The 24,747-nt window shown below is 72.5% G+C and carries 7 protein-coding genes; 2 read left to right on the forward strand and 5 right to left on the reverse strand.

The features are described 5' to 3' along the window. The first annotated feature begins 14 nt into the window (after positions 1 to 14). The gene (locus tag ACFZDL_RS10205; protein ID WP_391190844.1) at positions 15 to 17,840 is read left to right on the forward strand and encodes a type I polyketide synthase; all 17,826 of its coding nucleotides are present in this window, start codon (positions 15 to 17) and stop codon (positions 17,838 to 17,840) included. 75 nt (positions 17,841 to 17,915) lie between these two features. On the opposite strand, the gene ACFZDL_RS10210 is transcribed toward ACFZDL_RS10205, so the two are convergent. Then, positions 17,916 to 18,614: a class I SAM-dependent methyltransferase gene (locus tag ACFZDL_RS10210; protein WP_353596249.1), complete on the reverse strand. Its 699-nt coding sequence runs from the start codon at positions 18,612 to 18,614 to the stop codon at positions 17,916 to 17,918. Between the two features lie 251 nt (positions 18,615 to 18,865). On the opposite strand from ACFZDL_RS10210, the gene gndA reads away from it, so the two are divergent. Continuing rightward, positions 18,866 to 20,305, forward strand: a complete 1,440-nt coding sequence (gene gndA / locus ACFZDL_RS10215) for an NADP-dependent phosphogluconate dehydrogenase (RefSeq protein WP_353596248.1) — start codon at positions 18,866 to 18,868, stop codon at positions 20,303 to 20,305. 21 nt (positions 20,306 to 20,326) lie between these two features. On the opposite strand, the gene ACFZDL_RS10220 is transcribed toward gndA, so the two are convergent. The 4 genes from ACFZDL_RS10220 to ACFZDL_RS10235 form a co-directional block, all read right to left on the reverse strand. After that, the gene (locus ACFZDL_RS10220; protein ID WP_353596247.1) at positions 20,327 to 22,306 is read right to left on the reverse strand and encodes a BTAD domain-containing putative transcriptional regulator; all 1,980 of its coding nucleotides are present in this window, start codon (positions 22,304 to 22,306) and stop codon (positions 20,327 to 20,329) included. 90 nt (positions 22,307 to 22,396) lie between these two features. Further along, a complete protein-coding gene (locus ACFZDL_RS10225; protein WP_353596246.1) occupies positions 22,397 to 23,275 on the reverse strand; it encodes a DUF6065 family protein in 879 nt (292 codons plus the stop codon). A 19-nt stretch (positions 23,276 to 23,294) separates the two neighbouring features. Further along, positions 23,295 to 23,453, reverse strand: a complete 159-nt coding sequence (locus ACFZDL_RS10230; protein WP_353596245.1) for a hypothetical protein — start codon at positions 23,451 to 23,453, stop codon at positions 23,295 to 23,297. A 201-nt stretch (positions 23,454 to 23,654) separates the two neighbouring features. Further along, complete coding sequence (locus ACFZDL_RS10235) at positions 23,655 to 24,392, reverse strand: response regulator transcription factor (protein ID WP_353596244.1); 738 nt, start codon at positions 24,390 to 24,392, stop codon at positions 23,655 to 23,657. Positions 24,393 to 24,747 lie beyond the last annotated feature (355 nt).

Consider the following 24,747-nt stretch of genomic DNA (forward strand, 5'->3'; position numbering starts at 1 on the left):
GTGGCGTCAGCGTCATGGCGAACGAAGAAAAGCTCCTCGAACACCTCAAGTGGGCCACAGCCGAACTGCACCAGACCCGGCAACGGCTGCGTGAGGCCGAGGAGCAGCAGCAGGAGCCCATCGCGATAGTCTCCATGTGCTGCCGCCTTCCCGGCGGGGTGCGCTCCCCGGAGGACCTGTGGCGGCTGGTGGCCTCGGGCGCCGATGTGATCGGCCCGTTCCCGACCGACCGGGGATGGGACATCGACACCCTGTACGACCCGGATCCGGAGCGCCCGGGGAAGATCTACACCCGCGAGGGCGGCTTCCTCGAGGACGCCGCCAGGTTCGACGCCGACTTCTTCGGCGTCTCCCCGCGCGAGGCCCTGGCGACCGACCCGCAGCAGCGGCTGCTGCTCGAGCTGACCTGGGAGGCGCTGGAGCGGGCGGGCATCCCCCCACAAACCCTGCGCGGCAGCCGCACCGGCGTGTTCGTGGGCCTGATGTACCACGACTACGCCACCGGAGCCGAGCGCACCGCCCCGGAGCTGGAGGGGCTGCTGGGCGGCGGCACCGCGGGCAGCATCGCCTCCGGGCGGGTGTCGTACACCTTCGGCTTCGAGGGCCCGGCCATGACGGTGGACACCGCGTGCTCGTCGTCGCTGGTGGCCCTCCACCTGGCCGCCCGGTCGCTCCGGGCGGGCGAGTGCTCGCTCGCCCTGGCGGGCGGGGTGACGGTCATGTCCACCCCGCGGACCTTCGTCGAGTTCTCCCGCCAGCGGGGCCTGGCGGCCGACGGTCGGTGCAAGGCGTTCTCCGCCGACGCCGACGGCACCGGGTGGGCCGAGGGCGTGGGCCTGCTCCTCCTGGAGCGGCTGTCGGACGCCCGGCGCAACGGCCACCGGGTACTCGCCGTCGTACGGGGCTCCGCCGTCAACCAGGACGGCGCCAGGAGCAGGCTCATCGCCCCCAACGGCCTCGCCCAGGAACGCGTCATCCGGGAGGCTCTGGCGAACGCGGGGCTGCCGGCGGCCGAGGTGGACGTCGTCGAGGCGCACGGCACCGGGACGCGGCTGGGAGACCCGATCGAGGCACAGGCGCTGCTGGCCACCTACGGCCGGGAGCACAGCGCGGAGCGGCCGCTGTGGCTGGGCTCGCTCAAGTCGAACATCGGGCACGCGCAGGCCGCGGCGGGGGTGGCCGGGATCATCAAGATGGTGATGGCGCTGCGGCACGGCGAGTTGCCGCGGACCCTGCACGTGGAGCGGCCGTCGGCCGAGGTCGACTGGTCGTCCGGCGCGGTGTCGCTGCTGACCGAGCACCGGCCGTGGCCGGAAGCGGACCGGCCCCGCCGGGCGGCGGTCTCGTCGTTCGCCGCCAGCGGCACCAACGCCCACGTCATCATCGAACAGGCCCCCCAGGCACCGGAGTCCACCCGGCCGACGAGCGCTCCGGCCCCCGGGGCGGTGCCGTGGCTGGTGTCGGGCCGTGGTGAAGGGGGCGTGCGGGGACAGGCCGCGCGGTTGCGGGAGTGGCTGGGCGCGCGGGGTGAGGTCGAGGTGGCCGCGGTGGGGCATGCCCTGGCCACGCGCAGGGCGGGGCTTGACACCCGGGCGGCCGTGGTGGCGGTGGACAGGACCGGTTTCCTGGCCGGGTTGGAGGCTGTGGAGTCGGGTGGTCCGGCGGCCGGTGTGGTGCGTGGCTCCGTGGTGCCGGGCTCCGATCGGGTGGTGTTCGTCTTCCCCGGTCAGGGCGCGCAGTGGGTGCGGATGGGGCTGGAGCTGGCGGAGTCCTGCGAGGTGTTCGCCGCCCGCCTCGCGGAGTGCGAAGCGGCCCTGTCGGAGTTTGTGCCGTGGTCGCTGCGGGAGGTGCTGGCCGATGAGGACGCGCTGGCGCGGGTGGATGTGGTCCAGCCCGCGTTGTGGGCGGTGATGGTGTCGCTGGCGGCCTGGTGGCAGGCGCAGGGGGTCACTCCTGCCGCGGTGGTCGGGCACTCCCAGGGGGAGATCGCCGCCGCGTGTGCGGCGGGTGCGCTGAGCCTTCAGGACGCGGCCCGGGTGGTGGCACTCCGCAGCCGAGCGCTGCTGTCCCTCTCGGGTGCGGGTGGCATGGTGTCCGTCGCCGCCGGGGCCGAGCAGGTGTCCGGATGGCTCGGAGACCGGCAGAGCCGGGTGTCGGTGGCGGCGGTCAACGGCCCGTCGGCCACCGTGATCTCCGGCGACCGGGACGCCCTGGCCGAGGTGGTGGCCGAGTGCGAGGGGCGGGGGGTGCGGGCCCGGTGGATCGCGGTGGACTACGCCTCCCACAGCCCCCACGTGGACGCCGTGCGCGACCGGCTCCTGAAGGACCTCGCGCCCGTACGGCCCCGGGCGGGCGAGGTCCCCATCTGGTCCACAGTGGACGAACGCCTCATCGACGGCTCGGACATGGACGCTGAGTACTGGTTCCGCAACCTCCGCGAACCCGTCCGGTTCGCGCCCGTGGTCACCGCCGCGCTGCACCAGGGCTTCGGCGCGTTCGTCGAGATCAGCCCGCACCCGGTGATCACCACCAGCATCCAGGAAGCGGCCGAGGCGTCGCAGGTCCGGGCGGTCGTCACCGGGTCCCTCCGCCGTGACCGGGGCACCCGCGACCAGCTGACGCTCTCCCTGGCGGAACTGGCCGTCCACGGCACGCCCGTCGACTGGCACGCCGTCCACGGAGGCCAGGACCAGCCGTGGGTGAACCTGCCCACCTACGCCTTCCAGGGCGAGCGGTACTGGGCGAATGCCTCCGACGGCGCCGCCGACCTCACCGGCGCGGGCCTGGGTTCGGCCCACCATCCCCTGCTCGGGGCGGTGGTGACACTCGCCGACGGGGAAGGCGTGGTGCTCACGGGCCGGTTGTCGCTGGGCGCCCAGGCCTGGCTGAGGGACCACGCGGTGCACGGCGTGGTCCTGCTGCCGGGCGCGGCGTTCGTGGACATGGTCGTCCGGGCCGGTGACCACGTCGGCTGCTCGCAGGTGGCCGAGCTGACCCTGGAGGCGCCCCTGGTGCTGCCCGAGCACGGGGCGGTGCGGATCCAGGTGGTGGTCGGCGCCGGAGAGGCCGACCGCAGGCCGGTCGACGTCTACGCCGGTGCGGAGGGCGACGGCGACGACGAGCCGTGGACCCGCCACGCCACGGGCTACCTGGTCCCCGCGGGACCGCCGCCCCGGCGTGGGGAAGGACCATCGGCGGTCGGCGCCGTCTGGCCGCCGCGTGACGCGGTGCCGCTGAGCGTCGGCGACTTCTACCAGCGGTGCGCCGAGCAGGGCTATGAATACGGTCCCGCGTTCCAGGGGCTGCGTACCGCCTGGCGCCGCGGCGACGAGCTGTTCGCCGAGGTGGCGCTGGAACAGGACCAGGACGCCTCCGGATACGGAATCCACCCCGCGCTGCTCGACGCCGCCCTCCATCCGGTGGTCCTCGCCGCCGTCGAAGACGGTCCCGAGGCGCTCCGTGACGGGATCAGGCTGCCGTTCGCCTGGCACGGCGTCACCGTACACACCGCGGGAGCCACCTCCCTCCGCGTCCGGCTGACCGTGGCGGACGGCGGCGACCAGGTGGTCGTGGCGATGACGACGCCGACGGGAGAGTCCGTCGCCGAGGTCCGGGGGCTGCGTTCCCGTCCGGTGACCGCCGACCGGCTGCGCGCCGCCCGCCGTGGGCACCCGTCGCTCTTCCGCGTCGAGTGGACCCCGCGAACCTCGGCCGCCACCACGGCGGAGAAGCCCGCCATCCGGACCGCGGTCCTCGGCCGGGGCACGGACGGACTGCCCGCGGAACTGACCGGGACGCCGGCCGGAACGGAGGTGTACGCCGACGTCTCGGAGCTCGCCGCCGCGGTCGAGGCGGGACACCCGGCACCGGACCTGGTCTTCGCCCCGTGCCCCGCTCCGGGCGCGGAAGCAACAGGACCGGCCGGGCAGTCCACGGGCGCCGCCGTACGCGATGTGCTCACGCGCACCGCCGAACTGCTCGGCCGATGGGCCACGGACGGACGCCTCGCCGCGTCGCGCCTCGTGGTACTGACCCGGCGCGCGGTGGCGGCGTCCCCGGAAGAGGAGCCCGACCTGGTGCAGGCTCCTGTGTGGGGGCTGCTGCGCGCCGCGCAGTCGGAGCACCCCGGGCGCTTCCTCGCCGTGGACGTGGACGGGGAGCCGGCCTCGTGGACGGCCCTGCGTGACGTCACGGACGCCACCGAACCGCAACTCGCCCTGCGTGCCGGGACCGCCTACGCGCCCCAGTTGCGGCGCGGCCAACTCCGCGAGGACACCCCCGCGGCCTTCGGCCCCGACAGCACCGTGCTGGTCACCGGCGCCAGCGGCACGCTCGGCCGGATCGTGGCCCGGCACCTGGTCACCGCCCACGGGGTGCGGCGGCTGGTCCTGCTCAGCCGCCGGGGCCTGGCCGCGCCCGGAGCGGAGGAGTACTCGGCCGAGCTCGCCGGGCTCGGCGCCGAGGTCGCCACCGTGTCCGGTGACGCGGCCGACCGGGCCGTGCTCACCCGGCTCCTCGGCCGGTGGCCCGTCTCGGCCGTCGTCCACACGGCCGGCGCCGTGGACGACACGGTCCTCGAATCCCTGACCCGCGGGCACTTCGAGCGGGTACTGCGCCCCAAGCTGGACGCGGTACTGCTGCTGGACGAGCTGACCCGCGACCGCGACCTGTCCGCCTTCGTGGTCTTCTCCTCGGCCTCCGGAGTGCTGGGCGGCGCCGGGCAGGGCAACTACGCGGCGGCGAACGCCTTCCTGGACGCCTTCGCCCAGCGGCGCACCGCCCAGGGCCACCCCGCCCTCTCCCTCGCCTGGGGCTTCTGGGCCGAACGCAGCGGCCTCACCGCACACCTCACCGAACAGGACCTGGCCCGGCTGACCCGTATGGGCATGATGCCGATGTCCACCGAGACCGCGCTCGACCTGTTCGACACCGCCCTGGCAGCCGCGGACCCGCTCGCGGTCACCGCCTCGATCGACCTGGGCGCGCTGCGCGCGCTGGACCCCGCCGACGTACCCGCCATGCTGCGCCCCCTCCTCCCCGCCCCGCGCCGCGACACCGTCCGCCCCGGCGCCGGCGCCGGCGCCGGCACGGGCGCGGACACCGGGCCGGGCGCCTCCGGTGAACTGGCACAGCGGCTGGCCGGCCTCGACGACGACCAGCGGCACCGGACCCTGCTGGACGCGGTGCGCGCCGAGACCGCCGCCATCCTGGGCCACGACTCGACCGGGACGGTGGAGGCCGCCCGGCCGTTCAAGGAACTGGGCTTCGACTCCCTCACCGGGACCGAGTTGCGGAACCGGCTCAACGCCGTCACCGGGCTGCGGCTGCCCGCCACGCTGGTCTTCGACTACCCCAGCCCCGAGGAGCTGGCGCGCTGGCTGGACACCCAGCTGACCGGCGGCCCGGCCGGGCCGCCCGCCCCCGCCGCGCCGCCCGAGCGGCCCACCGCGCCCGACCCGGCGGACGACCCGGTGGTGATCGTGGGCATGAGCTGCCGCTACCCCGGCGGGGTGCGCTCGCCGGAGGACCTGTGGCGTCTGGTGGCCTCGGGCGCCGATGTGGTCGGCCCTTTCCCGACCGACCGGGGATGGGACGTCGGCCGGCTGTACGACCCGGAGCCCGGGGTCCCCGGCAAGACCTACGCCGCCGAAGGAGGCTTCCTGTACGAGGCCGCCGACTTCGACCCCGACCTCTTCGGCATCTCGCCGCGCGAGGCCCTCATCATGGACCCCCAGCAGCGGCTGCTGCTGGAGGCCGCCTGGGAGGTGCTGGAGCGGGCCGGCATCCCCCCGGAGTCGCTGCGGGGCAGCCGCACCGGCGTGTTCGCCGGCCTGATGTACCACGACTACGGCACCGATGTGGCCGGCGCGCCGAAGGAGCTCGAAGGACTCCTCGGCAACAGCAGCGGAGGCAGCTTCACATCAGGCCGGGTGTCGTACACCTTCGGCTTCGAAGGGCCCGCGGTGACGGTGGACACCGCGTGCTCGTCGTCGCTGGTGGCCCTCCACCTGGCCGCCCGGTCGCTCCGGGCGGGCGAGTGCTCGCTCGCGCTGGCGGGCGGGGTGACGGTGATGTCCACCCCGCAGACGTTCGTGGGGTTCTCACTCCAGCAGGGGCTCTCCCCGGACGGCCGGTGCAAGGCGTTCTCGGCGGACGCGGACGGCACGGGATGGGCCGAGGGCGTGGGGTTGCTGCTGCTGGAGCGGCTGTCGGACGCCCGGCGCAACGGCCACCGGGTACTCGCCGTCGTACGGGGTTCGGCGGTGAACCAGGACGGTGCGTCCAACGGATTGACGGCGCCCAATGGTCCGTCGCAGCAGCGGGTGATCAGGGAGGCGCTGGCGAACGCGGGGGTGTCGCCGGCCGAGGTGGACGCCGTCGAGGCGCACGGTACGGGTACCCGGCTGGGCGACCCCATCGAGGCCCAGGCGCTCCTGGCCACCTATGGCCAGGGGCGTGCGGAGGACCGGCCGCTGTGGCTGGGGACGCTGAAGTCGAACATGGGGCATGCGCAGGCCGCGGCCGGTGTCGCCGGGATCATCAAGATGGTGATGGCGCTGCGGCACGGTGAGTTGCCGCGCACGTTGCATGTGGAACGTCCGTCGGGTGAGGTCGACTGGTCGGCGGGCGCGGTGTCGCTCCTCACCGAGCACCGCGCGTGGCCCGAGGTGGACCGGCCCCGCCGCGCGGGGGTCTCCTCGTTCGGCGCCAGTGGCACCAATGCCCACGTCATCCTCGAACAGGCACCACAGGCACCACAGACACCGGCCGACGAGGCCGGCACGCCCCCCGCGCCGGGGGCAGTGCCCTGGCTGATATCAGGCTGCGGCGAAGGCGGCGTACGAGGCCAGGCCGCACGCCTGCGGGACTGGCTCAGCGCTCGAAGCGACGTGGACACCGCCGCGGTCGGTCACGCCCTGGCCACCCGTCGCGCCGCCCTGGACACCCGGGCAGCGGTCGTCGCCGAAGACCGCGAAGGCTTCCTGACCGGACTGGAGGCGATCGCCGCTGGAGAACCCTCACCTGGGGTCGTCAACGGGGCGGTGGTGCCGGGTGCCGATCGGGTGGTGTTCGTCTTCCCCGGCCAGGGTGCCCAATGGGTGCGGATGGGACTGGAACTGGCGGAGACCAGCGAGGTGTTCGCAGCGCGTCTGGCGGAGTGTGAAGCGGCCCTGTCGGAGTTCGTGCCGTGGTCGCTGCGGGACGTGCTGGCCGATGAGGACGCGCTGGCGCGGGTGGATGTGGTCCAGCCCGCCCTGTGGGCAGTCATGGTCTCCCTGGCAGCCTGGTGGCAGAGCCAAGGGATCACCCCCGCCGCCGTGATCGGCCACTCCCAAGGAGAGATCGCCGCCGCCTGCGTCGCCGGAGCCCTCAGCCTCCAGGACGCGGCACGCGTCGTGGCACTCCGCAGCCGCGCGCTGCTGACCCTCACCGGAGCCGGCGGCATGGCCTCCCTCGCCACCGACCCCGACACCGTGGCCGGACTCATCGAGGCATGGTCGGGGCAGGTGTGCATCGCCGCCGTCAACGGCCCGTCGGCCACCGTGATCTCCGGCGACCAGGACGCCCTGGCCGAGGTGGTGGCCGAGTGCGAGGGGCGGGGGGTGCGAGCCCGGTGGATCGCGGTGGACTACGCCTCCCACAGCCCCCACGTGGACGCCGTGCACGACCGGCTCCTCAAGGACCTCGCGCCCGTACGGCCCCGGGCGGGCGAAGTCCCCATCTGGTCCACACTGGACGAACGCCTCACCGACGGCTCGGACATGGACGCCGAATACTGGTTCCGCAACCTCCGCGAACCCGTCCGATTCGCGCCCGTGGTCACCGCCGCGCTGCACCAGGGCTTCGGCGCATACGTCGAGATCAGCCCCCACCCCGTGATCACCACCAGCATCCAGGAAACGGCCGAAGCCCTGAACACCCGCGCCGTGGTCACCGGATCACTCCGCCGCGACCACGGCACCCACACCCGACTCACCGTCTCCCTCGCCGAACTCGCCGTCCACGGCACCCCCATCAACCGGCACACCACCCACCACCAACACCCCTGGATCGACCTCCCCACCTACGCCTTCCAACACCAGCGCTACTGGCCCCCGACCACACCCACCGCCCTTCCCTCCACCGACAGCGGAAGCGAGGCGGCGGACGCACGGCTGTGGCGGATCCTCGAGTCCGGTGACGTCGGCGAACTGACCGAGACCCTCGGCCTGGACACCGACTCCGGGGAACCCTCCCTGGACACCGTGCTGCCCGCCCTGGCGTCCTGGCGGCAGGAACAGCGTGACCGTGCGGTGGTCGACTCATGGCGATACCGGATCGTGTGGAGTCCGGTGGTGGCCGATGGCCCGGCGGTGCTGTCGGGACGCTGGCTGGTGGCAGCGCCACACGGCCGGCTCGACCACCCCCTCGTACAACTGTGCACACAAGTCCTGACCACGCACGGCGCCGACGCCGTACCACTGCCCATCGGCGACCCCGCCGACGCAGCGACCCACCAACAACTCCCCTGCCCGACCGACACCGTCACCGGCGTGTTGTCCCTCCTCGCCCTGAGCCACGCCCCAGATCCCCTCGCCGCAACCGTCCAACTCCTCCGCGACCTCGACCAGCACCACATCACCGCCCCCCTGTGGCTCATCACCCACAACGCCGTCACCACCACCCCCAGCGACCCCGCACCCGACCCCCACCAAGCCGCCCTCTGGGGACTGGGCCGTGTCATCGCGCAGGAACACCCGCACCGCTGGGGCGGGATGGTCGACCTGCCCGAGATGCCTGACGACCGGTCGGAATCCTGGCTCGCCATGGCCTTGGCAGGGCGCGCGGACGAGGACCAACTGGCCGTCCGGGGTGCCGGACTGTCCGCCCCGCGGCTGGTCCGTGCCTCGGCGGACGGCCGTCCGGCAGGCGCCTGGGCACCGCGCGGCACCGCGCTGATCACCGGAGGGACCGGCGCCCTGGGCGGGCATGTGGCCCGCTGGCTGGCCCGGAGCGGCGCCCCGCACCTGCTGCTCACCAGCAGGCAGGGGGGTTCGGCCCCCGGCGCGGCTGAGCTGGTGGCCGAGCTGACCGAGCTCGGCTCCCGGGTGACCGTCGCGTCCTGTGACGTCTCCGACCGCGAAGCCCTGCGCGCACTGCTCGACCGGATTCCGGCCGAGCATCCGCTGACCGCGGTGGTGCACACGGCGGCGGTTCTCGACGACGGCGTGGTCGAGTCGCTGACACCCGAGCGCTTCGACCGCGTCCTGGGCCCGAAGGCGCGTGCCGCGGTCAACTTGGACCTGCTGACCAGGGAGCACGACCTGTCGGCGTTCGTGCTGTTCTCCTCCGCCGCCGGCACGCTGGGCAGCCCGGGGCAGGGCAACTACGCGGCGGCCAACGCGTTCCTCGACGCCTTGGCCCACCGGCGCCGCGCCGCCGGTCTCCCGGCCACCTCCGTGGCCTGGGGCGCCTGGGCCGGCGAGGGGCTGGCCGACCACCCCGGACGTGGCGAGCGGCTGCGGCGCGGCGGGTTCCCCGGTATGCGCCCGGAGCTGGCGCTCACCGCCCTGCAGCAGGCCCTGGACAACGACGAGACGTATCTCGCCGTCGCCGACATCGACTGGGCGGCTTTCGTGTCGCGGGCCGGCGGTAGGCCGGGCCGGTTGCTTTCGGAGATCCCTGACGTACGCCAGGCCATGGAACACGCGGACACACCCGCGTCGGCGGCCACGTCGGCCGACGGCACCGCGGGGCTACGGCAGCGGCTCGCCGGGCTGCCCGGCGCGGAGCAGGACGAGGTGCTGCTCGAGCTGGTCCGGACCGCTGCCGCGGGGACGCTCGGCCACGCCGAGGCCGCGGCCATCGGCCCGAAGCGCGCGTTCAACACCCTCGGGTTCGACTCGCTGACCGCGGTGGAGTTCCGGAACCGGCTGAACAGCGCCATCGGGCTGCGGCTGCCCGCCACTCTGGTCTTCGACTACCCGACCCCCGACGCTCTCGCCCGCCATTTGCGTCATGAGCTCACTGGTACTGAGGACGAGGGGTCCGGGCGCGTGGTGGCGCGGTCCGGTGACGCTCGTGCGGACGTCGATCCCGTGGTGATCGTGGGAATGAGCTGCCGCTACCCCGGCGGAGTACGCGCCCCGGAGGAACTGTGGGATCTGGTGGCGACCGGTGTGGACGCCATCGGTCCCTTCCCCGACGACCGCGGCTGGAACCTGAAGGAACTGCTCGGCACCGCGGCAGGCAACAGCGCAACAAGCACAGCGCACTCCGGCGGCTTCCTCTACGACAGCCCGCTCTTCGACGGCGGCTTCTTCGGCATCTCACCACGCGAAGCCACCGCCATGGACCCCCAGCAGCGACTGCTCCTGGAAACGGCATGGGAGGTGTTCGAACGCGCCGGCATCGACCCACGGTCGCTCCAGGGCACCGACACCGGAGTATTCGCCGGCACCAACGGCCAGGACTACGCAACGCTGGTGATGGACGCCCCCGAAGCGGCCACGGGCGCCGTGCTGACCGGCAACGCCGCGAGCGTCGTCTCCGGCCGTGTGGCCTACACCTTCGGCTTCGAAGGACCCGCCGTCACCGTCGACACCGCCTGCTCCTCCTCCCTCGTCGCCCTCCACCTCGCCACCCAATCCCTGCGCTCCGGCGAATGCTCACTCGCGCTGGCCGGCGGGGTCTCCGTCATGGCCACCCCGCGCGCCTTCGTGGAGTTCTCCCGGCAGGGCGGCCTGGCGGCGGACGGCCGGTGCAAGGCGTTCTCCGCCGACGCCGACGGCACCGGGTGGGCCGAGGGCGTGGGGTTGCTGCTGCTGGAGCGGCTGTCGGACGCCCGGCGCAACGGCCACCGGGTACTCGCCGTCGTACGGGGCTCCGCCGTCAACCAGGACGGCGCCTCCAACGGCCTCACCGCCCCCAACGGCCCATCCCAACAACGAGTCATCCGACAAGCACTCACCAACGCAGGACTCACCGCAACCGACATCGACGCCGTCGAAGCACACGGCACCGGCACCCGACTCGGCGACCCCATCGAAGCCCAGGCACTCCTGGCCACCTACGGCCGCGAGCACACCGCGGACCGACCGCTGTGGCTCGGCTCGGTGAAGTCCAACATCGGCCACACCCAGGCCGCCGCAGGCGTCGCCGGTGTCATCAAGATGGTGATGGCGCTCCAGCACGGCGAACTACCGCGCACCCTGCACATCGACCGCCCCTCCGCGGAGGTCGACTGGTCGGCGGGCGCGGTGTCGCTCCTCACCGAACACCGTGCCTGGCCGGCAGCCGATCGTCCCCGCCGCGCCGGTGTCTCCTCCTTCGGGGTCAGCGGCACCAATGCCCACGTCATCCTGGAACAGCCTCCCGCAACCCGGGCCGAGCCGGCCACTGCCCGCCCGGCCGGCACCGGCACCGGAAGCGCCCCGGTGGCCGGGGAGGTGCCATGGCTGGTGTCCGGCCGGGGCCCGGCAGGTGTGCGCGGCCAGGCCGCACGGCTACGGGAATGGCTGGCCGCACACGAGAGCATGGACACCGTCGACCTGGCAGGCGTCGGCCACGCGCTCGCCACCCGCCGCGCCGGCCTCGACACCCGGGCGGCGGTAGTGGCCGCGGACCGCGAGGGCTTCCTCGCCGGGCTGGAAGCCCTCGCCGCGGACGAACCGGCGCCCGGTCTCGTACGCGGGACCGTGGCCGCCGACGCCCACCAGCTGGCATTCGTCTTCCCGGGCCAGGGCGCGCAGTGGCCCGGCATGGGGCGGAGCCTGCACCGGCGCCATCCCGTGTTCGCCGACGCGTTCGACGCGGTGTGCGCGGCCGTGGACCGGGAGCTCTCCGGCTCCGTACCCCGCCCGCTGCGGCAGGTCGTCTGGGCCGAGCCGGGGAGCGACGCGGCGCAGCTGCTGGACCAGACCGTCTACGCGCAGACGGGCCTGTTCGCCGTTGAAGTGGCCCTGTACCGGCTGGTGGAGTCCTGGGGCGTACGGCCCCGGTTCCTGATCGGCCACTCGGTGGGCGAGATCGCCGCCGCGCATGTGGCGGGAGTGCTGTCGCTCGAGGACGCGGCGCGCATGGTGGCCGCCCGCGGTCGGCTGATGCAGGAACTGCCCGCCGGCGGCGCCATGGTCGCGGTGCAGGCCGACGCCGAGGAGGCCCGGGAGCGGCTGACCGGCTACGAGGACAGCGTCGCCGTCGCCGCCGTCAACGGGCCGGACTCGGTGGTGCTCTCCGGTGACGAGGCGGCGGTGGAGCGGTTGGCACGCGCCTGGCAGGAGCGGGGCCGCAGAGTGAAGCGACTGCGGGGCAGCCATGCCTTCCACTCTCCGCTCATGGCTCCGATGACCGGGGCCTTCGCGGAGACACTGGCACATGTCTCCTTCCGGGAACGGAAACTGCCGGTCGTCTCCACCGTGACGGGTACGACGGTGGGTGGCGAGTGGAATGACCGCGCGTACTGGGTAAGCCAGGTCCGCTGCACCGTGCGGTTCGCCGACGCGATCGCCACAGCCGCTGAGTCCGGCGCCACCGGCTTCGTGGAGCTGGGTCCGGATGCGGTGTTGTCCGGCATGGTGGAGCAGACGGTCGCCGACCGGCTGCCCGGGGCTTCCGGCCCGATCCTGGCCGTCGCCATGCAGCGCCGTGACCGGCCGGAGGCCGCCACACTGGTCACCGGCCTGACCCGGCTGGCCGTCCACGGCGTTCCGGTGGACTGGGACGCCGTCTACGGGAGCGCCGCAGCCACCTGGGCGGGCTGGCACGACCTGCCCACCTACGCCTTCCAGGGCAGGCACTACTGGGTCGCCTGCACGGACACGCACACACGCACGGGAACGGGCGCTGATGCCGAGGCCGTGGAGGTCGATGCCCTCGTCGATCCCACCACCGAGGACGCCGTCAAACCACTGGCCGGAGCGGGCTCCGAGACCACCGAACGGCTGCTGGCCCGGCTCTCCCCGCTCTCCCCGGCCGAACAGGAGCGCCACCTGATCAGGCTCATACGGGCCGAAGCCGCCCAGGTGCTCCACTATCCGGAAGCCGAAGTCGAAGTCGATCGCGCCTTCCAGGACCTGGGTTTCAGCTCGGTGACCGGCGTAGAGCTCCGAGACCGTCTGACCGAGGTCACCGGCCTTCTGCTGCCGCCGACCCTCGCCTTCGACCAGCCGACGATCACGGCTCTCGCCCGCCATCTGCGTCATGAGCTCACTGGTACTGAGGACGAGGAGCCCGGGCGCGTGGTGGCGCGGTCCGGTGACGCTCGTGCGGACGTCGATCCCGTGGTGATCGTGGGAATGAGCTGCCGCTACCCCGGCGGAGTACGCGCCCCGGAGGAACTGTGGGATCTGGTGGCGACCGGTGTGGACGCCATCGGTCCCTTCCCCGACGACCGCGGCTGGAACCTGAAGGAACTGCTCGGCACCGCGGCAGGCAACAGCGCAACAAGCACAGCACACTCCGGCGGCTTCCTCTACGACAGCCCACTCTTCGACAACGGCTTCTTCGGCATCTCACCACGCGAAGCCACCGCCATGGACCCACAGCAGCGACTGCTCCTGGAAACGGCATGGGAGGTGTTCGAACGCGCCGGCATCGACCCCCGCTCACTACACGGCACCGACACCGGAGTATTCGCCGGCACCAACGGCCAGGACTACGCCACACTGCTCATGAACACCCCCGAAGGCACCACCGGCACCCTGCTGACCGGCAACGCCGCGAGCGTCGTCTCCGGCCGCGTGGCCTACACCTTCGGCTTCGAAGGACCCGCCGTCACCGTCGACACCGCCTGCTCCTCCTCCCTCGTCGCCCTCCACCTCGCCACCCAATCCCTCCGCTCCGGCGAATGCTCACTCGCGCTCGCGGGCGGCGTCGCGGTGATGTCCACCTCCGGAGCTTTCGTGGAGTTCTCGCGGCAGCAGGGGCTCTCCCCGGACGGCCGGTGCAAGGCGTTCTCGGCGGACGCGGACGGCACGGGATGGGCCGAGGGCGTGGGGTTGCTGCTGCTGGAGCGGCTGTCGGACGCCCGGCGCAACGGCCACCGGGTACTCGCCGTCGTACGGGGCTCCGCCGTCAACCAGGACGGCGCCTCCAACGGCCTCACCGCCCCCAACGGCCCATCCCAACAACGAGTCATCCGACAAGCACTCACCAACGCAGGACTCACCGCAACCGACATCGACGCCGTCGAAGCACACGGCACCGGCACCCGACTCGGCGACCCCATCGAAGCCCAGGCACTCCTGGCCACCTACGGACAAGGACGCGCGGAGGACCGCCCGCTGTGGCTCGGCTCGCTCAAGTCGAACATCGGGCACGCCCAAGCCGCCTCCGGCGTGGCGGGCGTGATCAAGATGGTGATGGCGCTCCAACACGGCGAGTTGCCACGCACCTTGCATGTGGAACGGCCCTCGGAAGAGGTTGACTGGTCGGCGGGCGCCGTGTCACTCCTCACCGAACACCGCGCCTGGCCGGCAGCCGATCGTCCCCGCCGCGCCGCCGTCTCCTCCTTCGGTATGAGCGGCACCAATGCCCACGTCATCCTCGAACAAGCACCGCACACACCGGCCGAGGAGGCCGGCACGGCCCCCGTGCCAGGGGCAGTGCCCTGGCTGATATCAGGCCGCGGCGAAGGCGGCGTACGAGGCCAGGCCGCACGCCTGCGGGACTGGCTAAGCACGCAAGACCACCTCGACCCGGCCGCGGTCGGGCATGCCCTGGCCACCCGTCGCGCCGCCCTGGACACCCGCGCAGCGGTCGTCGCCGAAGACCGCGAAGGCTTCCTGACCGGACTGGAAGCCCTGGCAACCGGCCGCCCGGCGACCGGTGTCGTGCACGGCACGCCGGTACCAGGCGCCGATCAGGTGGTGTTCGTCTTCCCCGGCCAAGGTGCCCAATGGGTACGCATGGGACTGGAACTCGCCGAAACCAGCGAGGTGTTCGCGGCCCGCCTGACCGAATGTGAACAGGCCCTCTCACAGTTCGTGCCGTGGTCACTGCGGGACGTGCTGGCCGATGAGGACGCCCTGACCCGCGTGGACGTCGTCCAGCCCGCCCTGTGGGCAGTCATGGTCTCCCTGGCAGCCTGGTGGCAGAACCAAGGGATCACCCCCGCCGCCGTGATCGGCCACTCCCAAGGAGAGATCGCCGCCGCCTGCGTCGCCGGAGCCCTCAGCCTCCAGGACGCGGCACGCGTCGTGGCACTCCGCAGCCGCACACTGCTGACCCTCACCGGAGCCGGCGGCATGGCCTCCCTCGCCACCGACGCCGACCAGGCGAACGAGCTGATCAAGCCATGGGAGGGCCGGGTGTGCATCGCCGCCGTCAACGGCCCCACCACCACCGTCATCTCCGGCGACCCAGAAGCCCTGACCCAGGTCATGGCCACATGCGAGGAACAACAGATACGAGCCCGGTCGATCGCGGTCGACTACGCCTCCCATAGCCCCCACATCGACACCGTCCACGACCAACTCCTCAAGGGCCTCACCCCCATACAGCCACGCCCCGGCAACATCCCCATCTGGTCCACCCTCCACGAACGCCTCACCGACGGCTCGGACATGAACGCCGAATACTGGTTCCGCAACCTCCGCGAACCCGTCCGATTCGCGCCCATGATCACCACCGCGCTGCACCAGGGCTTCGGCGCATACGTCGAAATCAGCCCCCACCCAGTAATCACCACCAGCATCCAGGAAACGGCCGAAGCCCTGAACACCCGCGCCGTGGTCACCGGATCACTCCGCCGCGACCACGGCACCCACACCCAACTCACCCTCTCCCTCGCCGAACTCGCCGTCCACGGCACCCCCATCAACCGGCACACCACCCACCACCACCCCTGGATCGACCTCCCCACCTACGCCTTCCAACACCAGCGCTACTGGCCCCCGACCACACCCGCCACCATGCCGCCCCAGCAGGGCACGGTGCGGGAGTCCATGGATGCTCAGCTGTGGGAGATGCTGGAGACCGGTGACGTGTCGGCCCTCGCCCGGACCCTGGGTCTGGACGGCACCGCCGATCCCGAGGGGCTGCAGCCCATGGTGTCGGCTCTGGCGTCGTGGCGGCGAGCGCAGCGCCGGAGTGCGGAGGCTGACTCCTGGTGCTACCGGGTCGAGTGGAGTCCGGTGGTGGCCGATGGCCCGGCAGTGCTGTCGGGACGCTGGCTGGTGGCAGCGCCACACGACCGGCTCGACCACCCCCTCGTACAACTGTGCGCACGAGCCCTGACGACCCACGGCGCCCACGCCGTACCCCTGCCCATCGGCGACCCCCACCGCAACACCCCACACGAGCTCACCAACACCCCGGAGGGCCAACCCATCACCGGCGTACTGTCCCTCCTCGCCCTCACCCACACCCCAGACCCCCTCGCCGCAACCGTCCAACTCCTCCGCGACCTCGACCAGCACCACATCACCGCCCCCCTGTGGCTCATCACCCACAACGCCGTCACCACCACCCCCAGCGACCCCGCACCCGACCCCCACCAAGCCGCCCTCTGGGGACTGGCCCAGGGGCTCGGCCTCGAGCGGGCGGCCGGCTGGGGTGGGGTGGTGGACCTGCCGGTGGGGGCTCGCCCGCCCGTGGCCGCCGCCCTGGCGCGGGTGCTCGCCGGGGGTGCCGGCGCGGATCAGCTCGCTGTCCGGGACAGCGGTCTCTTCGCGCGGCGGCTGGCCGCGGCGCCCCGCCGGGAAGGCGGCGGCCGGGAGGTGAGCGATGGCCCGGGGCTGAGCGATGGCCTGGGGCTGAGCGGCACCACGCTGGTCGTCAACGGTCTGGACCCGGCCGCCGAGCCGGCCGTGCGGTGGCTGGCGAGTCAGGACACGGAGCACGTGATGGTTCTGGTGCCGGAGGGCGGGGAGGCCGACGCGGCTCGCTCCCGGCTGACGGCCGCGGCCGACGCGGCGGGGGCGGAGGCCACGGTGCTCTCCTGCGACCTGTCCGATCGCGCGGCTGTCGCGGAGGTCCTGGCCAAAATACCTGTGGAGTGTCCGCTGACCCGCGTGGTGTGCTTCGTCCCGGCCGGACCGAACGGGCCGAACGAGCCGAACGAGCCGACCCACGCGCTCACCGCACCGGTGCGCCACCTCGACGCGCTCACCGGGGACCTGGATCTGAAGTCCTTCGTGGTGTGCGTGCCGCTGGCCGGGTTCCTGGGGGCACCGGACCACGCATGGCAGGCGCCCGCGGCGATGTGGCTGAGCGCGCTGGTGGAACGCCGCCGTGTGCAGGGCCGGGCCGGGTCCCTGCTCGCCCTGGGCCTCTTGGCCACCCACGCTGCCGCGGCCGGTACCGCTGCCGCTGCCGGTATCGACGGCATCGGTGCGGTCCTCGGCGGCTGGCAGCGGCCGTTGCCCCAGGAACTGCTCGGAATCGTGTGGGAGCGCGCGTTCGTGGAAGGCCGCGGCGAGTCCTTCGCCTGCGCCGACATCCAGTGGCGCGATGTCGCGGACTACCTGGCGGAGCGCCCTTCGACGGCGCTGTTCGACGGTATCCCGGAGATCCGCGACCGCCGCGCGGCGGTCGCGGGGAGCGGGCGGCACGGACAGGAGCCGGAGCGGACGGCAGGGCCGGAGCGGCTTGCCGCGCTGCCCGACGAGGAGCGGTACGGCTTGCTGCTCGGCGCCGTTCGGGAGCAACTGGCAGCGGTGCTCGGCCATGAGAGCCCTGACAGCATCGGCCCGGAGGAGGGCGTACGGGAACTGGGGCTTGAGTCGGTCACCGCGGTCGAGTTGCGGCGCCGGTTGGCTGTCGTCACCGGGTTGACGTTGCCGGCCACCGTGGCCTTCGACTTCCCCACGCCCGCGGCGTTGGCCGAATACCTCGTCAAGGAGCTGCTGCGAGGTTGACCCTTTGAACAGCGGGGGCGGTGGACCGGTCTCGTCCGGTCCACCGCCCCGCTTCCCCTTTTTGCTCGTTGTTTGTCAGGGCACAACCGCGGAGAACAGCGCCGTACAGCCGCGCACGGTGATCTGGTGCTCGGAGAAATGCTTGCCGAGCATCATCTCCAGATCGCCGAGGCTGTCATCGGCGTTATGGAAGGAGCCCCGCTTGTTGTAATCGCGGATCAGGGTACGGGCCGCGCGAGATACGGGGACTCCCTTTGCCAGAACGGTGCTCCCCGCCACCCGGGCACCCGATCGGCCGATCGCCGCCACATTCGCGAAGACCTTGTCCGCCTTTTCGGCGATGGTGCCGGGAATGCAGTGCAGCAGGAGATTCAGCGCCACGGAGTCAAAGCCTCCCTCAGTCACCCCGTGCCACGAAGAGGGCTGGTCAAGCGCGTTGGCCTGGACGGTTCGAGGGTGCAGCCGCGCCAGTCGCCGGCCGGCGTACTCCAGTGTCTTCGGGTTGAGATCCAGTAGCGTGATCTCCGGGCGGTCCACCGGAAACCGCGCCTTGGCCGGGAAATATCCGGTCCCCGCGCCGATTTCCAGATGGCGTGCGCCCAGCGCGCTCTCATAGTTGCGCATGATTTCCTTCTTGCCGCAGCCCCAGGCGAAGCGGCAGCTCAGACCTAACACCATGAAGTCGTATACGGTGAGCAGCCCTTTGGTGTAGTACGCCTGGCCCGCATGGATGTCCTGCGCCCTGGGGTCGGCCGCGGAATGTGGATTCGACATGCCGAGATTTTAGCGATTCAGCGCAAATTTCAGAAGACGCATTTGGCAGAAAAATACGGAATCACTTCGAACACCGGCTCGGCTACTTCGCCGCGGTCGTGCCCGTCCGCGGACCGCGGGACGCCGCCTGTCCGGGCGCGCTGTCGGTCGTCGCCGCCGGTGTTGAAACGTCACGGCCCCCGCTCCGTATCTGCTGTCACGGGATCGCCCGCGCCCAACCTGACCACCCGCCACAGTCAAGGAACTGCCCCATGAACACCTCCGCTTCCCTCGGCGTCACCGGCCTGGGAGTCATGGGCCGCAACCTGGCCCGCAACTTCGCCCGCCACGGCTTCCCCGTCGCCGTCCACAACCGCACCGTGAACCGCACCCGCGCGCTCATCGAGGAGTTCGGCCACGAGGGCACCTTCGTGGCCGCCGAGACGGCGGAGGAGGTCGTGGCCGCCCTGGAGCGCCCCCGCCGTCTGGTGATCATGGTGCAGGCGGGTGCGGCCACCGACGCCGTCATCGACGAGTTCGCGCCACTGCTGGAATCCGGCGACATGATCATCGACGGGGGCAACGCCCATTTCACCGACACCCGCCGCCGCGAGGCCGCGCTGCGCGAGCGCGGCCTCCACTTCGTCGGCACCGGTATCTCCGGCGGCGAGGAGGGCGCTCTCAACGGCCCGTCCATCATGGTCGGCGGATCGGCGGAGTCGTACACCGTCCTCGGCCCGATGTTCGAGACCATCAGCGCGAAGATCGACGGCGAGCCGTGCGCCACCCACATCGGCACCGATGGCGCCGGACACTTCGTCAAGATGGTCCACAACGGCATCGAGTACGCCGATATGCAGCTCATCGCCGAGGCGTACGACCTGCTCCGCCAGGTCGCCGGATACACCCCGGCCGAGATCGCGGACATCTTCCGCGCCTGGAACGAGGGCCGGCTCGGCTCCTACCTGATCGAGATCACCGCCGAGGTCCTCGCCCACACCGACGCCGACACCGGCAACCCCTTCGTGGACATCGTCGCCGACGCCGCGGGCCAGAAGGGCACCGGCCGCTGGACCGTGCAGACCGCCCTGGATCTGGCCTCCCCCGTCACCGCCATCGCCCAGGCCACGTTCGCCCGCGCCGCCTCCGGCCAGGCCGAACTGCGCGCCGCCTACCGCGGTCTGCCCGGTGGCACCACGCCCCCGCTCAGCCGCACCGAGGCCGCGCGGTTCACCGCACAGGTCGAGCACGCCCTGTACGCCTCCAAGGTCATCGCGTACGACCAGGGCTGGAAGATGATCCAGGACGCGGCGGCCGAGTACGGCTGGAAGATCGACCTCGGGGCGGTCGCCCGGATCTGGCGCGGCGGCTGCATCATCCGCGCCTCCTTCCTGGACCGCGTCCGCGCCGCGTACGCCGCCGACCCGGAGCTGGTCAGCCTGGTGGGCGAGGAGAGTTTCGCCGCGGAGATCACCGACGCCCAGGTACCCTGGCGCGAGATCGTGGCCTCCGCCGCCCGCCGCGGCATCCCCGTGCCCGCCTTCTCCACGGCCCTCGCCTACTACGACACCCTGCGCGCCGACCGCCTGCCCGCCGCGCTCCTCCAGGGCCAGCGCGACTACTTCGGCGCCCACACCTACCGGCGCACGGACCGCCCCGGCACCTTCCACACCCACTGGTCCCACCCCGACCGCCCGGAGACGAGCGGCTGAGGCTCACGCTCCCGGCCCCCGTCACGGACGGGGGCAGCCGATCTCGGCCGGGGCGGGCCCCGGGGCGGGGAGCGGCAGAGCCGCCCGGTGCGCGGGGTGCGCAGGGCGGTCGAGCAGCCGGTGGAGGGCGGCCCGGCGGTCCTCGTCGGTGTCGTGGACGAGGGTGAGCTCCAGGGCGTACGCGCGGAGCAGGTCGTGGCTGCGGTACCGGCCCGGTGCGTCCTCGGACACCAGATGGGCCCGGCTCAGCTCCGCGAGCAGCGCGCGGGCCCGCCGTAGCGGTTCGCCCAGCAGGCCGACGGCGATGGACGGGGTGATGTCCGGCCCCGGGTGGAGGCCGAGCAGGCGGAACAGCCGGGCGGCCTGCGGGCTGAGGAGGCGGTACGACCGGGCGAACGCCGTGCGCAGGTCGGTGGCCGGGTCTCCGCTGTGCAGCGCGTCCAGGCCCCCGCAGGCGTCCCGCAACTCCTCGACCACGGCGCCGAGCGGGAAGTGCGGACAGGTGGCGGCGCGGGCGGCCACGACCGCGAGGGCGAGCGGAAGCCGGGCGGACACCTCGCCGAGCTGGTCGGCGGCCTCCGGTTCGGCCGCCACCCGGGCCGCGCCGAGGCGGTGGGCCAGGAACTCGCGGGCCTCGCGGGCCGACAGCAGGTCGAGGGTGAGGGGCCAGGCGCCCTCGGCCGCGACCAGCCCGACCAGTCGGGTGCGGCTGGTCACCACGACGAGGCAGCCGGGAACGCCCGGCAGCAGCGGCCGCACCTGATCGGCGTCCTGGGCGTCGTCCAGCACGATCAGCACCCGCCGGCCGGCCAGCACGCTGCGGTAGAGGCCGAGGCGGGCGGCCCGGTCGGCCGGGATCCGCGGCCCGGGGACACCGAACGCCTCCAGTGCGGTGGCCGCCGCCTCCGCCGGGTCCAGCGGCGGCCCGTCCGGCCCGCGCCGGCGCATGGGCACATACAGCTGGCCGTCGGGGAAGCGGTCACGGACCCGGTGGGCCCAGTGCACCGCGAGCGAGGTCTTGCCGACCCCCGGACCGCCGCCGATCGCGGCGACCACGGTGGTCGAGGTGGCCGTGAGCAGGCCGTCCAGGTACGCCAGCTGCTCGCTCCGGCCGACGAACAGCGGTACGTCGGGGGGCAGCTGCCGGGGCGGGAGCGCCCGTTCGGTCAGGGGTCCTGGGCCGTCCGGCGCACCGGCCGGGGTGACGGCAGGCGCGAGGGCCGGGACGCCGGGTTCCGGGGCGTGCGCGGCTGTGCCGGCCGCCGCGCTCTCGGTGGTGTTCTCGCGCAGCAGCCTCAGGTGGGTGTCGCGGAGCGAGCGGCCCGGCTCGATGCCGACCTCGGAGGCGAGCCGGGCACGGGTGTCCGCGTACACCTGAAGAGCCTCCGGGGTACGGCCGCACCGGTGCAGCGCCAGCATCAGCTGCACCTGGAGCCGTTCCCGGAACGGGTGGCGGCCGACCTCCTGCTGCAGTTCGCCGACGGTGTGGACGTGGCGGCCGGCGGCGAGCCGGGCGTCGAAGAAGTCCTCCAGGGCGCTCAGCCGCCGCTCGCCCAGCCCGGGTCCCTCCAGTCCGCGAAGTGATTCGGTCACCCCGCCCAGCGCCGGTCCGCGCCAGGTGTCCAGCACGGCGCGCAGCCGTTCGGCGGCCGGCTCGGGGTGGCCGGCTTCGATGTCGCTGCGGGCCCGTGCCACGGCCTCGTCGAAGGCGTGCAGGTCGAGCTCGCCGGGGCCGACCACGATCAGGTAGCCCGGCGCCTGCCGGAGTATGGTGGAGCGGCCTAGGTGTTTCCGCAGCTCAGAGACGTGGACCTGGATCTGTCCGCGGACACTGGGCGGCGGGTCGTTCCCCCACACCAGATGGGACAGCCGCCTCTCGGACACCACCCGGTTGGCGTTCAGCAGCAGGGCCGCCAGCACCGCCCGTCGTTTGGGCCCGGCCACGGGCACGGGCCCCTGCGGGCCGGTGGCCGTCACGGGGCCTAGGAGCTGGTAGCGCATCTGGTGTTCTCGTCTTCGATGCTCCGGGCGGAGGATCCGCCGTCGACGCAGGCTGTCGGCATGGACGGTTGGCACGGTCCACGGCCAAGGCTACTGCGGCGGTGCGGCCTTGGCGTCCGGCGCCTCGTCTGTGCGCCGTCGGCGTGCCACCTCGCGGCGGTAGCCGCCCGGCCGGTCGTCGTGTCGCACCGCGAGGGCGTCGGCGATCATCTGCCGGGTCTCGGGCAGGCTGTCGGAGTCGGCCGGTACGAACTCCATATGACGCAGCGTCCGGCTCTGGTACGCCTCGGACGGCACGGGCTGCACGGCGAACAGCGGGTACCTGCGGGAGAGCCGGACCACCTCGTCGGTGCGGCGGAACCGCAGGTTGCCCACGAGCGGTCCGTGCCACCAGCCGGACTCCAGCAGCCCGTCCTGTACCTCGTACGTCAGGCTGCCCGGCAGGTTGGGCACGCCGCGCACCAGCAGGCTCCACTCCGGCGCGGTACGCGCGACCAGGCCCGTCCACACCTGGAGCAGCCCGGGTTCGGGCGCGGCGGAGAAGACCGGCAGGCCGAGCACGGGGTCGTCGTCGGGCGCGTCGCCGTCCCTCACGCGGAGCATGGTCTGGGCCGCCACCTCGGTCAGCGGCAGCCAGTCGGGGCAGCCCTCGGCGAGCCAGCGGAAGGAGGTCCCGTCCCACTTCACAAAGCAGTCCAGCGGCGGGTAGAGGTACCAGCCGTACGCCGAGGCGGCGCGGAACGGTTCACAGTAGGAGACGGCGCGGAACGCGGCGGTGCCGAGGGCCGCGGGGTCGGCCGGCGTCGGCGGCACGGCTCCGTCGAAGCAGGAGCGGAACGAGAACAGCGTCATGAGCCGGGTGTTGCCTTCTTCCTCAAGCGCCGGCGGACCGTCGAGCGCGAGCAGAACCGCGAGCAGGACATCGAGTGCCGGCAGACCGTCCGGCCTTGGGCGCCGCGCGGCGCCCAAGGCCGTCCTGGCAGCGCGGTCAGCGCTGGGCGCCACGCACCGCGTTGACGAGTTCCGAAGAGCTGCGCGCGGCGGGCCAGCCGAGGCTCATCCGGACCGGGACCACCAGGGCGTCCCGCAGGACAGCGGTCTCCAGGCCGGAAACCGGGGCCTTTTCGGTCGTCTTTCCGTTCCCCATGACAAATCCTCCTACGGTGGTGTACCAGGGCTTGCCCGACCATGCTTGCGCACGTCACTTCGCGTCCGCTTCGAAAACACTTTCTTTTTCCTCCGGCCCCCGGGCCACAGGCCCTGACGGGCCGGCGAGGCCGACGATCCTCGGGCAGGCCGACGACGCGGACCTGGACGGCCGGACGGGGCCGCCCAGGTCGTGCGGCGGCTATGCGCTGTTGGCGTTCGACATCGGGCCCGAGACCCGCTGCCGCGGTATCACCAGCCCGAACTCATAGCTCAGGGCGACGGCTTGGGCCCTGCTGCTGATTTCCAGCTTTCCCATGGCGCGGTTGAGATGTGTCTTCACCGTCGCTTCGCTGATGTGCAGAATCTTGGCGACGGTCGAGTTCCCGTACCCCTTGGCGACGAGCTTGAGCACCTCGGCCTCGCGCATGGTGAGCGTCGCCAGCCGCGAACCGTCGTATTCGACCGGTGTGGTGCGATGGGTGCAGATGTCGACCAGCCGTGACATGACGCCGGGCGAGAAGACCATATTGCCGCGGGCGGCGGACGTGACGGCCGCGGTCATCTGCTCCGGCGGGATGTTCTTCAGGAGAATTCCGCGGGCACCTGCGTGGAGGGCCGCGTATATGTCGTTGTCATCGACCGTCGAGGTGATGAGGAGCGCGGTCGGCGGGTTCGCTGGGTCCGCCTCCAGGATGCGCTGGATGGTCTCCGCCCCGCCGAGATCCGGGAAATCGGTGTCGATGATGACGATATCCGGTTTGGCGCTCTCGGCCAACGCGCAGGCGGTTTCACTGTCCGAGGCCTGAGCCACCACGCTCAGCCCCGGCACCGCGTTCAACAGTGCGGAAAGCCCCAGTCTTGTCCAGGGGTGCGCATCCGCGATGAGTAATGTGGTCTCCGCACCCTCCACCACATCACCGTTTCCCCCGCTGATCAAATGTGCCTCCTCTGGGCCGCACCAGCCGATCAGACACCGGAAACCCTTGCACGCGCCGGTGACACACGCAAGGAAAAACTGACGGCGCAGGTCGCCGATTTCGCGTAAGTCGGCGGAATCCAGGCCTTCCAGGTCAACGGGTGAACAGGTGATGAAAGGCGCGCATGGCCACCGCCCACCGCGGGGCGCCCACCGGCCCGCCGGGGCGCTTTCCACTCCGCGCGGTACCCCGAAGCGACAGGCCGCATACCGTCGCTCGGCCGGGCGGTGGGCCGCAAACCCCTTCCCAACTGCGGTAAGGCACGGAATTGCCGCTTCCCCTTTCCCTCCTGCCGGTCGGCCGAGCCAGGCCCGG

Source organism: Streptomyces sp. NPDC007917 (assembly GCF_042959105.1).
Lineage (GTDB): Bacteria > Actinomycetota > Actinomycetes > Streptomycetales > Streptomycetaceae > Streptomyces.

What these genes read in the sequence shown, in the direction of transcription:
- ACFZDL_RS10205 (WP_391190844.1), top strand. Translation starts at nt 15, where the DNA reads ATGGCGAACGAAGAAAAGCTCCTCGAACACCTCAAGTGGGCCACAGCC.
- ACFZDL_RS10210 (WP_353596249.1), bottom strand. Translation starts at nt 18,614, where the DNA reads ATGTCGAATCCACATTCCGCGGCCGACCCCAGGGCGCAGGACATCCAT.
- gndA (WP_353596248.1), top strand. Translation starts at nt 18,866, where the DNA reads ATGAACACCTCCGCTTCCCTCGGCGTCACCGGCCTGGGAGTCATGGGC.
- ACFZDL_RS10220 (WP_353596247.1), bottom strand. Translation starts at nt 22,306, where the DNA reads ATGCGCTACCAGCTCCTAGGCCCCGTGACGGCCACCGGCCCGCAGGGG.
- ACFZDL_RS10230 (WP_353596245.1), bottom strand. Translation starts at nt 23,453, where the DNA reads ATGGGGAACGGAAAGACGACCGAAAAGGCCCCGGTTTCCGGCCTGGAG.